Source organism: Bradyrhizobium sp. LA6.8, assembly GCF_040547935.1.
Classification (GTDB): Bacteria; Pseudomonadota; Alphaproteobacteria; order Rhizobiales; family Xanthobacteraceae; genus Bradyrhizobium; species Bradyrhizobium barranii.
Map to the genome: position 1 here is coordinate 119,314 of NZ_JBEPQQ010000008.1, position 12,241 is coordinate 131,554.

At 64.3% G+C, this 12,241-nt stretch carries 11 protein-coding genes and 1 tRNA gene; 7 read left to right on the forward strand and 5 right to left on the reverse strand.

Translation table 11 applies throughout. The annotated features are described in order from the left end of the window. Window positions 1-37: 37 nt before the first annotated feature. From ABIA90_RS32230 to ABIA90_RS32240, 3 genes are all read right to left on the reverse strand, one after another. The gene (locus tag ABIA90_RS32230; protein ID WP_354121148.1) at window positions 38-1,180 is read right to left on the reverse strand and encodes an epoxide hydrolase family protein; all 1,143 of its coding nucleotides are present in this window, start codon (window positions 1,178-1,180) and stop codon (window positions 38-40) included. Between the two features lie 92 nt (window positions 1,181-1,272). Further along, complete coding sequence (locus ABIA90_RS32235; protein ID WP_028150679.1) at window positions 1,273-1,728, reverse strand: GatB/YqeY domain-containing protein; 456 nt, start codon at window positions 1,726-1,728, stop codon at window positions 1,273-1,275. A gap of 33 nt (window positions 1,729-1,761) precedes the next feature. After that, window positions 1,762-2,490: an alpha/beta fold hydrolase gene (locus ABIA90_RS32240; RefSeq protein WP_354121147.1), complete on the reverse strand. Its 729-nt coding sequence runs from the start codon at window positions 2,488-2,490 to the stop codon at window positions 1,762-1,764. Window positions 2,491-2,636: 146 nt separating this feature from the next. On the opposite strand from ABIA90_RS32240, the gene carA reads away from it, so the two are divergent. Both carA and ABIA90_RS32250 read left to right on the forward strand, forming a co-directional pair. After that, complete coding sequence (gene carA, locus ABIA90_RS32245; protein WP_354121146.1) at window positions 2,637-3,827, forward strand: glutamine-hydrolyzing carbamoyl-phosphate synthase small subunit; 1,191 nt, start codon at window positions 2,637-2,639, stop codon at window positions 3,825-3,827. 155 nt (window positions 3,828-3,982) lie between these two features. Next, on the forward strand, window positions 3,983-4,510 hold the full coding sequence (locus ABIA90_RS32250) for a cupin domain-containing protein (protein WP_354121145.1): 528 nt from the start codon (window positions 3,983-3,985) through the stop codon (window positions 4,508-4,510). A gap of 123 nt (window positions 4,511-4,633) precedes the next feature. Here ABIA90_RS32250 and ABIA90_RS32255 read toward each other — a convergent pair whose 3' ends face one another. Beyond that, complete coding sequence (locus ABIA90_RS32255; RefSeq protein WP_063985503.1) at window positions 4,634-5,158, reverse strand: Dps family protein; 525 nt, start codon at window positions 5,156-5,158, stop codon at window positions 4,634-4,636. 115 nt (window positions 5,159-5,273) lie between these two features. Between ABIA90_RS32255 and ABIA90_RS32260 the strand changes: the two genes are divergently transcribed. Together ABIA90_RS32260 and ABIA90_RS32265 are read left to right on the forward strand one after the other, a co-directional pair. Then, window positions 5,274-5,975: a class I SAM-dependent methyltransferase gene (locus ABIA90_RS32260; protein WP_231143628.1), complete on the forward strand. Its 702-nt coding sequence runs from the start codon at window positions 5,274-5,276 to the stop codon at window positions 5,973-5,975. Window positions 5,976-6,029: 54 nt separating this feature from the next. Then, a tRNA-OTHER gene (locus tag ABIA90_RS32265) sits at window positions 6,030-6,105 on the forward strand. Window positions 6,106-6,230: 125 nt separating this feature from the next. Here the strand turns inward: ABIA90_RS32265 and ABIA90_RS32270 are convergent. Next, complete coding sequence (locus tag ABIA90_RS32270; RefSeq protein WP_354121144.1) at window positions 6,231-6,602, reverse strand: ArsR/SmtB family transcription factor; 372 nt, start codon at window positions 6,600-6,602, stop codon at window positions 6,231-6,233. 112 nt (window positions 6,603-6,714) lie between these two features. On the opposite strand from ABIA90_RS32270, the gene ABIA90_RS32275 reads away from it, so the two are divergent. The 3 genes from ABIA90_RS32275 (at window position 6,715) to greA (ending at window position 12,177) form a co-directional block, all read left to right on the forward strand. Beyond that, window positions 6,715-7,884, forward strand: a complete 1,170-nt coding sequence (locus tag ABIA90_RS32275; RefSeq protein ID WP_354121143.1) for an MFS transporter — start codon at window positions 6,715-6,717, stop codon at window positions 7,882-7,884. Between the two features lie 144 nt (window positions 7,885-8,028). Then, entirely contained in the window at window positions 8,029-11,493 is a 3,465-nt protein-coding gene (gene carB / locus ABIA90_RS32280; protein WP_354121142.1) for a carbamoyl-phosphate synthase large subunit, read from the forward strand. Window positions 11,494-11,703: 210 nt separating this feature from the next. Next, window positions 11,704-12,177 carry a transcription elongation factor GreA gene (greA, locus tag ABIA90_RS32285; protein ID WP_007596674.1) on the forward strand — a complete coding sequence of 158 codons (474 nt, stop codon included), beginning with the start codon at window positions 11,704-11,706 and terminating at the stop codon, window positions 12,175-12,177. The last annotated feature ends 64 nt before the right edge of the window (window positions 12,178-12,241 follow it).

Consider the following 12,241-nt stretch of genomic DNA (forward strand, 5'->3'; position numbering starts at 1 on the left):
CGGGACAAGCCCGGGCATGACGATGCGGAGGCATCCCCTAACGGCGCACCGTCTGGAAGAATTTCCTGACGTCGCCAACATACAGCTCCGGCTGCTCGAATGCGGCGAAATGCCCGCCCTTCTCCATCTCGCTCCAGTGCGTGATGTTAGGAAAGTTCGGCTCCATCCAGCGCCTGACCGGCGTGATGATCTCCTTGGGGAACACGGCCACGCCGGTCGGCACGTTGACTTTGGGCGTGGTGCGGCGCTTGCCAAAACTCTCCCAGTAGAGCCGTGCGGAGGAGGTCGCCGTCTCCGTCGCCCAATAGAGCATGACGTTGTCGAGCAGCTCGTCCTTGTCAAAAATGTTCTCGGGATGGCCGTCGCAATCGGTCCAGGCCCAGAATTTTTCCAAAATCCAGGCCGCCTGCCCGCTCGGCGAATCCGTCAGACCATAGCCGAGCGTCTGCGGCCGCGTCGATTGCTGCTTGGAATAGCCGGAATCGAGATCGACATAATGCTTCAGGCCGGCGAGCGCGCGCATCTCTTCCGCCGTCGGCTCGCCCTCGACCTTCGGCGCCGCGTTGAAGGCGAGCGTGATGTGGATGCCGGCGCAGTGCTCGGCGTCCTGTGCGCCCAGCGATGTCGTCACCGCCGAGCCCCAGTCGCCGCCCTGCGCGCCGTAGCGCGCGTAGCCGAGCCGGTCCATCAGCTTCGCCCAGGTCGCGGCGATGCGGTCGACGCCCCAGCCGGTGGTCTTTGGCTTGGCGGAGAAGCCAAAGCCCGGCAGCGACGGACACACCACGTGAAACGCATCCGCGGGATTACCGCCATGCGCGGCCGGATCGACCAGCGGCGCGATCACCTTCTGGAATTCGACAATCGACCCTGGCCAGCCATGGGTGATGATTAGCGGCAGTGCGGACGGCTCCTTCGAGCGCGCATGCAGGAAGTGGATGTCGAGCCCGTCGATCTCGGCGGTGAACTGGTCGAAGCGGTTGAGCTTGGCCTCGCGGGCGCGCCAGTCATAGCTGGTGGCCCAGTAGGCGCAGATCTCCTGGATCCATTTCAGCGGCGCGCCCTGGCTCCAGTCGTCGACCAGCTCCGCCTCCGGCCAGCGCGTGCGGGCGAGGCGGGATTTGAGGTCGGTGAGAATGTCGTCGCTGATGGCGATGCGAAACGGTTTGATGGCGCCGGTCATCGGTTGCCCCCGATTTATCTATCGGGAGAGAGTAGACCGAACTGACGCGGCATCAAAGATGCACCTTCTCCCCTTGCGGGAGAGGGAAGAAGCTAGCCTGTCAGCGCCGCCTTCACCAAACCGCTGGCCTTGCCGAAATCCATTTGGCCGGCGTACTTCGCGCGCAACACCGCGATCACCTTGCCCATGTCCTTCATGCCGGCAGCGCCCGTCTCGGCGATCGCATCCGCGATCGCCTTCTTCACTTCGTCGTCCGACATCTGCTTCGGCAGATAGGCCGAGATCACCGCGATCTCCTCGCGCTCCTGGGCGGCGAGTTCGGCACGGCCGCCCTTGTCGTAGAGCTCGACCGACTCCTGGCGCTGCTTGATCATCTTCTGAAAGACGCCGAGCAGGTCGGCGTCCGACAGCGGCGGCTTGCCGTTGCCGCGCGCCTCGATGTCGGCGTTCTTGATGGTCGAATTGACCATGCGCAGGGTGGACAGCTTACGCTCGTCCTTGGCCTTCATGGCCTCCTTGACCGCGTTGTTGATGTCGTCGCGCAGCATGATCGTGATCCCTTCGAATATCCGACGCCTGATCTAGGCCGTTCGCGGCCCCGAGACAACCGGGGCCCCCAGCCATTCGACCAGCGCCCGCGTCGTCGCCTCGGGCTGCTCCGGCTGCGGCAGATGCCCGCAACGCTCGAGGATCACCAGCCTCGCGCCCGCTATGCCCTCCGCCATCTCCTTGGAGAACGCGTTCGGAATCGTGTTGTCCTGATCGCCTGTCAGCACCAGCGTCGGGCATTTGATCGTCGCCAGCGTCGGCCGTGAATCCACCCGCGCAATGATCGCGGTCTGCTGCCGCAGATAGCCTTCGACCCCGACGTCCTCGCCCTGCTCATGCACGAGCTTTCGAATGCCGACATCGTCGCGGCGCGAGGGATGCACCAGCTCCGGAAACATCTCCTCGCGCGCCGCGCTCAACTCGCCGCGCCTCGCCCGTTCCATCAGGCCGCGGCGGCGCGCGGTCGCTTCCGGTGTATCGGGCCGGGCCTGGGTGTTGATCAGCGCGAGCTTCAAAACCCGCTCGGGCGCCTGGCGCATGATCTCGAGCGCGATATAGCCGCCCATGGAGTGGCCGGCGAGCGCAAAGCGCGGCGGGGCCTCGCTCAGCACGCGCCGGGCGATCGCCGCCATGCTGTCGTCGCGGATATGGTTGGCAATCATCACCGGGCCGAACCGCCAGAGCGCGGGGACCACCGGGGCGTAGATCCGGGCCGAAGAGGCCAACCCCGGAACCAGCAGAAGCGGGGTGGTCTGGTCCATTATTGCCTCGCAAGCCCGGGAAATTGGCGGAAATTATTCTGCCAAGCTTAAGTGCCTGAGGAGACCTGTCAAATATGCAAAAACGCATGTGAATCGGCGCTCGTCCGCTTTGACGGCGGCGCCGGCCCGGACTATGAACCGGGCTCATGACACAACATGACAACGATACCGCCTGGCCGGACCACAAACCGACCGCGCTCCTCGTGCTCGCCGATGGCACGGTGCTCGAAGGCTTCGGTCTCGGCGCCGAAGGCCATGCCGTCGGTGAAGTCTGCTTCAACACCGCGATGACCGGCTATGAGGAGATCCTCACCGATCCCTCCTATGCCGGCCAGCTCATCACCTTCACCTTCCCGCATATCGGCAATGTCGGTACCAACGAGGAAGACATCGAGACGGTGAACATGGCCGCGACGCCCGGCGCGCGCGGCGTGATCCTGCGCACCGCGATCACCGATCCCTCGAACTACCGCGCCACCAAGCATCTCGACGCCTGGCTCAAGGCCCGCGGCATCATCGGCCTGTCCGGCATCGACACCCGCGCATTGACCGCGCTGATCCGCAGCAAGGGCATGCCCAACGCCGTGATCGCGCATTCCAAGAACGGCGAGTTCGACCTGCATGGCATGAAGGAAGAAGCGCGCGAATGGCCGGGCCTCGAGGGCATGGACCTCGTGCCGATGGTCACCTCGGGCCAGCGCTTCACCTGGGACGAGACGCCCTGGCTGTGGGACAAGGGTTTTGGCCGCCAGGACAAGCCCGAGTTCAACGTCGTCGCCATCGACTACGGCATCAAGCGCAACATCCTGCGCCTGCTCGCCGGCGTCGGCTGCAAGGTGACGGTGGTGCCGGCGACGACCTCATCGGAAGACATTCTGGCGATGAAGCCGGACGGCGTGTTCCTGTCCAACGGCCCCGGCGATCCGGCCGCGACGGGCAAATACGCAGTGCCGGTGATCCGGGACGTGATCAAGTCGGGCACACCGACGTTCGGCATCTGCCTCGGTCACCAGATGCTCGGCCTTGCCGTCGGCGCCAAGACCAAGAAGATGCATCAGGGCCATCACGGCGCCAATCATCCCGTGAAGGACGAGACCACCGGCAAGGTCGAGATCACCTCGATGAACCATGGCTTTGCGGTGGACGAGGCGACACTGCCGAAGGGCGCGACGCAGACCCACATCTCGCTGTTCGACGGATCCAATTGCGGCATCCAGCTCGACGGCAAGCCGGTGTTCTCGGTGCAGTACCACCCAGAGGCCTCGCCGGGCCCGCGCGACTCGCACTATCTGTTCCAGCGCTTCGCGGACCTGATGCGACAGAAGAAGAGCGCGTAACGCCGGCTCTCCTGCAATTGCCTTGACGACATCGAGCCCGGGCCTTGACCCGGGCTCTTGTCATTCCGGGCTCGACGCTGCGGTTCGCCTGGACGCAAGGAACGTCGTCTCACGCCCCTCGTTGATTCCTGCTACGCTCACGCAGGAGCCCTGCCATGTCCGTTGTCCGCGACAATGCCGAGCCACGCGCCATCGTGTTCGAAGATGACGGGCTCGTGCCGAACAACATCCTTCCCTTCCTGGTCTATCAGGGTGCGGTGAAGCTCGATTCCAGGCGTCCCGAGGAGACCATCGAAAACCTGTTCGAAGCGAACAACTGGGGCGGCACGTGGCGCAACGGCGTCTACGACTATCTGCACTATCACGCGACGGTGCATGAGGTGCTCGGCGTCGCGCGTGGCAGTGCCCGCGTGCGCTTCGGCGGCGATCATGGCCAGGAACTGGAGATCAAGGCAGGCGACGTCGCGATCCTCCCCGCCGGCACAGGACATCAGTGCATCGAGGCGAGCAGCGATTTCTGCGTGATCGGCGCTTATCCGCCGGGATCGAAGATGGTGGTGACGCGGGCAACGGCCAAGAACCACACCGAAGCGCTGAAGACGATTCCGAAAGTCGCGCTACCGCCGGCTGATCCGGTGACGGGGAAGGATGGGGCGTTGATGCGGCTGTGGAGCCAGCCATAAGCGCGACGCCGTAGGGTGGGCAAAGCGGAGCGTGCCCACCGATCAGTTCAAGCCGCAAGGATAGATGGTGGGCACGGCGCGCAAGAAGCGCGCCTTTGCCCACCCTACGCAGTCGCGTACCCCCTACGCCTCGTTGCCGCCTTCCTGGCGGGTGGCCTCGAACAGGAACCAGGTCCGGCGCTCGGTCTCGTCGATGAAGTTTTCGAGGATGCTGGCGCTGGCGACATCGCCGGCGTCGTCGCAAACCTCGTGTGCCTTACGCATCGCGCTCGCGACGTGCTTGTTGTCCTGCATCAGCTCGCGCAGCATCTCGCGCGGCGGGACATAGTCCTCGTTGTTGTCCTTGATGGTCTGGAGTTTGGCGACCTGGCCGATCGACTTCAGCGTGGTGCCGCCGATCTTGCGGACGCGTTCGGCGAGCTGGTCGGTGGTGGCGAAGATCTGGTCGGACTGCTCGTCGAGCAGCAGATGATAGTCGCGGAAATGCCGGCCGCTGATGTGCCAGTGGAAATTCTTGGTCTTCAGATAGAGCGCAAATGCATCGGCCAGAAGCACGTTGAGCGCCTCCGAGACCTTCTTGACCCCATCGGGCGACAGATCGGTGGGGGTATCGAGATCGGGCGAGACCTTGGTGGGGGCTTTGCTCACGGGAAACCTTCCTGTTAGGACGCGGACATTGACGGCGCGCCGTCGCACCCCTAACGCAAGGCGGGCAGCGCCGGTTCCTTGACAGGAACCGATTGGCCGGGACCTACGAAATACCATGGACGATTGGATCGATTATTACGACTCCACGCATACGATCTATGTCAGCAAGCTGCATCGCGACTTGCACTTCCAGATCATCGCGCGGGACATCATCGGCTACATCTCATCGCCCGAGGCGACCGTGCTCGACTATGCCTGCGGCGAGGCGCTGTCGGCGAGCCAGGTGGCCGCGGCCTGCGGCAAGCTGATTCTCGCCGAGCCCGCCCCCGGCGTGCGTGGCCGGCTGATCGCGCGATTTGCCCCGAACACCAGGATCCGCGTCCGCTCACTCGACGACGTCCGCAAAATGCAGGACCAGTCGATCGACCTCGCGGTGATGAACTCGGTCGCGCAATACATGACGCCGGACGAGCTCGACGCCGCGCTTGTCAACATCCGGCGATTGCTGACCCCGTCCGGCAAGCTCGTGCTCGGAGATATCTTGCAGCCCAATGTCGGCATGTTCAGGGATGTGATGGCGCTGCTCAGCTTCGGCCTGCGCCACGGCTTCCTGAAGGACGCGCTGATCGGGCTGATCAGCACCGCGCTGTCAGATTACCGTCATCTGCGCACGCGCATCGGGCTTCAGCGCTATAGCGAGGACGAGATCGTCGCCAAGCTGACCGCGGCCGGCTTCGCTGTCCAGCGCGCCCACACCAATATCGGCCATAATCGCTGGCGCATGACCTTCATCGCGCGGCCGCCTCTGGTCCGTTAAGCATAATGACTGCCCGAGGTGGCTTGTCACACGCCGATAGGTAAAGATCGTCGCGGCCCGGTGGCGGAAGCGTCTACGCGAGGGCGGTGCAACGCTCTTCATCCTGGTTCAAATCCAGGCCGGGTCTCCAGCCTTCGCTGGCTCCGCCAGCTTCGGCTAGGCAAGCCGTATCGTGCGAAGGCTGCCTCGGCGAAGCCCGAAGACGGGCACGCTTCGACGGACCGCCCAAAGCGAATTCTCGAAAACTCGCAAACTTCAATCCATTTCAACCGTTTCGCACTCCGACAGGAGCTGAAGCCGGTCGGCATCCTTGGCTGCGGAGCTGAGCACAGCATCGAGCAGCCCCGGAAAGCGTGCGTCCAGATCCTCGCGGCGGAGCCGCATGAAGCGGTTGGTGCCCGCCACGCGCGTCAGCATCAGGCCGCATTCGCGCAGCTTAGCGAAGTGGTAGGCGAGGTTGGATTTGCCGGAAAGGCCGCTGAAGTCGCCACAGCAGAGTTCGCTGCTGACACGTTCCTGCTGGGCGAGCTGATAGACGATGGCCAACCGGATCGGATCGCTGAGGCAATCCAGAACCATCGGCAGCTCGATCTGCTCGCGGGTGGGATGAAGGGGCGTGCGGCTCATGGTTCGGAATCATAGCAAACTGACCGTGATGTTCAATAGTTCTTGAACCAATTGACTTCTCGATCCTCGCATTCAATAGTTCAACAAACGTTGAACATAGGGATATCGTCCAATGAGCGTGTTCTGGCTGGCTCTCGCGGCCTTCGCGATTGGTACCGAAGGCTTTGTCATTGCAGGGCTTTTGCCGTCGATCGCCGCCGATCTTTCGATTTCCGTCCCTGCCGCCGGCCAATTGGTCACCGCCTACGCCCTCACCTATGCGGTGGGTTCGCCGATCCTGGCGGTGACGTTGAACAATATCGACCGCCGCACCGTGCTGGCCGTGGCGCTATCGACCTTCATCGCCGGAAATCTCGTCGCGACGGCGGCTTCCAGCTACGCCCTGCTGCTGGCCTCCCGCATGCTGATGGCGCTGGGCTCCGGACTGTGCATGCCGACCGCGCTCGCCGTATCGGTGGCCGTCGCCGCGCCCGAACGGCGCGGCCGCGCGGTGGCGCTGGTCACCTCGGGCCTCACGGTTGCGACCGTGATCGGCGTCCCGCTCGGCAATCTCGTCGGCAGCCTGCTCGGCTGGCGCGCGACCTTTGCCATGGTGGCCCTGATCGGCGCGGTTGCGCTTGCCGGCCTGCTGCTTGGCCTGCCCCGCGGCCTGCCGCGCAACACCGCCTCGCTCAGCGAACGGCTCGCGGTGGCGCGTCACAGCAATGTCGTGATCGCGCTTCTGATCACCATCTTATGGGCGGTCGGCGGCTTCACTGTGTTCACCTATTTCGCGGTCCCGTTGCACGGCCTCGGCTTCGACGCCGCGCAGATCAGCCTCGCGCTGCTGGTGTTCGGCGGCGCCGCCGCCATCGGGAACATGCTGGGCGGTGTCCTGGCCGACCGGCTCGGCGCGCTCGCCACCGCAGGCCTTGGGCTCGCCGGCATGGCGAGCGCCCTGATCCTGCATTCGCTGGTCCTGAAGTTGATGCCCGGACAGGCGCATTATGCGGTGCTGGGCGCGATCTTCCTCTGGGGCATCTCGGGCTGGGCGTTCTATCCGGCTCAGATCGCCAGCATCATCCGGATCGAGCCGCAGGCCTCGATGATCGCACTCTCGCTCAACGCCTCCGCCATGTATCTCGGCTTCGCCATCGGCGGGGCCCTGGGCGGCGCGGTGCTGGCCACCCTCTCGCCAACCGACCTTGGCTGGATCGGCGGATCGAGCGTTGCGGCCTCGCTGCTGGTGCATCTCGCCCGTGGCTGGCAGGCACGGCCAAAACCCGTCAAAATTGCCGGTTGATGGGCGTTTTTCGGGGTTTCGCCGCCCCGAAAACTGGTCTAAGACCCACCCGCGCGCGAGGGGAGACCCCGCGCTCTCGGCTCAAGGGGACGCGCGGCAAGCGCGCCCTTTTTTTGTGCCCAAAATCCACTTCGGCGAGAGTTGATGCCCAAACGTACAGACATCACCACCATCCTGATCATCGGCGCTGGTCCCATCGTGATCGGCCAGGCCTGCGAGTTCGACTATTCGGGCACGCAAGCGGTGAAGACGCTGAAGGAAGAGGGCTATCGCATCGTCCTCGTCAATTCCAATCCGGCCACCATCATGACCGATCCGGAATTGGCCGATGCGACCTATATCGAGCCGATCACGCCCGAGATCGTCGCAAAAATCATCGAGAAGGAACGTCACGTCATTCCCGGCGGCTTCGCGCTGCTGCCGACCATGGGCGGACAGACCGCGCTGAACTGCGCGCTGTCGCTGCGCCGGCAGGGCACGCTGGAAAAGTTCGACGTCGAGATGATCGGCGCGACCGCGGATGCGATCGACAAGGCGGAAGACCGTCAGCTGTTCCGCGAGGCCATGACCAAGATCGGGCTTGAGACGCCGAAGTCGCGGCTTGCCAACGCGTCCGAGTTGAAGAAGTCCTTCCGCGACAAGCACCGGGCCGAACGCGAGAAGCTGTCGGGTGCCGCCCTCGAGGAACACGAACGGCAATGGGTGCTCGGCGAAAGCGACCGCCGCAAGCGCTACCAGGAATATGCGCTCGGCCAGGCGCTGATGGCGCTGTCCGAGATCGGCCTGCCCGCGATCATCCGTCCCTCCTTCACGATGGGCGGCACCGGCGGCGGCATTGCCTACAACAAGGAAGAGTTCCTCGACATTATCGAGCGCGGCCTGGATGCGTCTCCGACCAACGAAGTGCTGATCGAAGAATCCGTGCTCGGCTGGAAAGAGTACGAGATGGAGGTCGTGCGCGACAAGAAAGACAATTGCATCATTGTCTGCTCGATCGAGAACCTCGATCCGATGGGCGTGCACACGGGCGATTCCATCACGGTCGCGCCGGCGCTGACGCTGACCGACAAGGAATACCAGATCATGCGCGACGCCTCACTCGCGGTGCTGCGCGAGATCGGCGTCGAGACCGGCGGCTCCAACGTGCAGTTCGGCGTCAATCCCGAAGACGGCCGCATGGTCGTGATCGAGATGAATCCGCGCGTGTCGCGGTCGTCCGCACTGGCCTCCAAGGCCACCGGCTTCCCGATCGCCAAGGTCGCCGCCAAGCTCGCGGTCGGCTACACGCTGGACGAGATCGCCAACGACATCACCGGCGGCGCGACGCCGGCCTCGTTCGAGCCGACCATCGACTACGTCGTCACCAAGATTCCGCGCTTCGCCTTCGAGAAATTCCCGGGCGCATCGACCACGCTGACCACGTCGATGAAGTCGGTCGGCGAAGTGATGGCGATCGGCCGTACCTTCCAGGAGAGCCTGCAGAAGGCGCTGCGCGGACTCGAGACCGGCCTGACCGGGCTCGACGAGATCGAGATCGAGGGGCTGGGCCAGCACGACGACAAGAACGCGATCCGCGCCGCGCTCGGCACGCCGACGCCGAACCGGCTGCTGCAGGTCGCCCAGGCCATGCGGCTCGGCTGGTCGAACGAGGACATCTTCAACTCCTGCAAGATCGATCCGTGGTTCCTCGGCGAGATGCGCGGCATCGTCGACATGGAGGAGAAGGTCCGGAAGAACGGCCTGCCGGGCAACGCCTTCGGCATGCGTACGCTCAAGGCCATGGGCTTCTCCGATGCGCGGCTTGCCGTGCTGGTGGCGTCGACGGAGGCCGAGGTGACAGCGAAGCGCCACGCGCTCGACGTCCGTCCTGTCTACAAGCGCATCGACACTTGCGCGGCCGAGTTCGCCTCGCCGACCGCCTACATGTATTCGACCTACGAGGCGCTGTTTGCGGGCGCGCCCGCGGACGAGAGCTCGCCGTCGGACAAGAAGAAGGTCATCATCCTCGGCGGCGGGCCCAATCGTATCGGCCAGGGCATCGAGTTCGACTATTGCTGCTGTCACGCCTGCTTCGCACTGCATGACGCCGGCTACGAATCCATCATGGTCAACTGCAACCCCGAGACGGTGTCGACCGACTACGACACCGCCGACCGGCTCTATTTCGAGCCGCTCACCGCCGAAGACGTGCTGGAGATCATCGCGAAGGAGCGCACCAACGGCACGCTGCACGGCGTGATCGTGCAGTTCGGCGGCCAGACCCCGCTGAAGCTGGCGCGTGCGCTGGAAGCTGCCGAAGTGCCGATCCTCGGCACCTCGCCCGACGCCATCGACCTTGCCGAAGACCGCGACCGCTTCAAGCGCGTGCTCGACAAGCTCCGGCTGAAGCAGCCGAAGAACGGCATCGCCTATTCGGTCGAGCAGGCGCGCCTGGTCGCAACCGATCTCGGCCTGCCGCTGGTGGTGCGCCCGTCCTACGTGCTCGGCGGCCGCGCGATGCAGATCATCCGCGAGGAGAACCAGCTCAGCGACTATTTGCTCGGCACGCTGCCGGAGCTGGTGCCGGCCGACGTCAAGGCACGCTACCCGAACGACAAGACCGGGCAGATCAACACCGTGCTCGGCAAGAACCCACTGCTGTTCGACCGCTATCTCTCAGATGCAACGGAGATCGACGTCGACTGCCTCTGCGACGGCAAGGACACCTTCATCGTCGGCATCATGGAGCACATCGAGGAAGCCGGCATCCATTCCGGTGACAGCGCCTGCTCGCTGCCGCCGCACTCGCTCGATGCCAGGATGATCGAGGAGCTGGAGCGGCAGACGCGTGAGCTGGCGCTCGGCCTCGACGTCGTCGGCCTGATGAATGTGCAGTACGCGATCAAGGACGGCGAGATCTATGTGCTCGAAGTCAATCCGCGCGCCTCGCGCACGGTGCCCTTCGTCGCCAAGGTGGTCGGCACGCCGGTCGCCAAGATCGCAGCGCGCATCATGGCCGGCGAGAAGCTCGCCGACTTCAAGCTGAAGAAGGCGGACTTCAAGCATGTCGGCGTGAAGGAATCGGTGTTTCCGTTCGCCCGCTTCCCCGGCGTCGACACGGTGCTCGGCCCCGAGATGCGCTCGACCGGCGAGGTCATGGGCATCGACAGCTCCTTCGCGATAGCCTTTGCCAAGAGTCAGCTCGGCGGCGGCACGCGGGTGCCGCGCAAGGGCACGGTGTTCGTCTCGGTTCGCGAGAGCGACAAGACGCGCATCGCCGAGGCCGTTCGCGAATTGCATTCGCTCGGCTTCAAGGTGCTGGCGACATCGGGCACGGCGCGCTTCCTGACCGATCAGGGCATCCCGACCGAGAGGGTCAACAAGGTGCTTGAGGGACGGCCGCACATCGTCGATGCCATCACCAATGGCGACGTCCAGCTCGTCCTCAACACCACCGAGGGCCCGCAGGCGCTCGCCGACAGCCGCTCGCTGCGGCGCGCGGCCCTCTTGCATAAAGTGCCGTATTACACCACTCTTTCCGGGGCCGTGGCGGCCGCGCAGGGCATCCGCGCCTATCTGGGCGGGGACCTTGAGGTTCGTACCCTGCAGAGCTACTTTTCGGAAACCTGATCGCTAGCAACGGCGACGCTTCCGCTAAGTGACTGGCAATGAAGCCACAATGGCCGGAGGAACTGTCCGGCCGTTGTGGTTGTTCTGTTCCGGCGCCAGACCCACATAACCGTTCCGGTGGCCGTATACTCAGCCCCGGAAGTACTGACGAATCAAGGTTGCCGCGCCCTGTGTCTTGCCGGGGCGCGCGGCCGAAGGACGAGAGAAGAGATGGAAAAGGTTCCGATGACAGCGGGCGGCTTTGCCGCGCTCGGGGAAGAATTGAAGAAGCGCCAGTCCGAGGACCGTCCGCGCATCATCGAGCATATTGCGGAAGCGCGCTCGCACGGCGACCTGTCGGAGAACGCGGAATATCATGCCGCGAAGGAAGAGCAGTCCCACAATGAGGGCCGCATCGCCGAGCTCGAGGACAAGCTCGCGCGCGCCGACATCATCGATATTTCCAAGCTGTCCGGCGACACCATCAAGTTCGGCGCCACCGTGACGCTGGTCGACGAGGATACCGAGAAGAAGACGGTGTGGCAGATCGTCGGCGAGGTCGAGGCCGACGCCAAGAAGGGCCGCATCTCCATCACCTCGCCGCTCGCGCGCGCGCTGATCGGCAAGAAGAAAGGTTCGACCGTCGAGGTCAACGCCCCCGGCGGCGCCAAGGCGTATGAGATCACCAAGGTAGAGTGGCGGTAAGGATTTGCCGCTAGGCGTGATGATGTTTCGAAAAGGCCGCGCACTGCGCGGCCTTTTTGTTTCG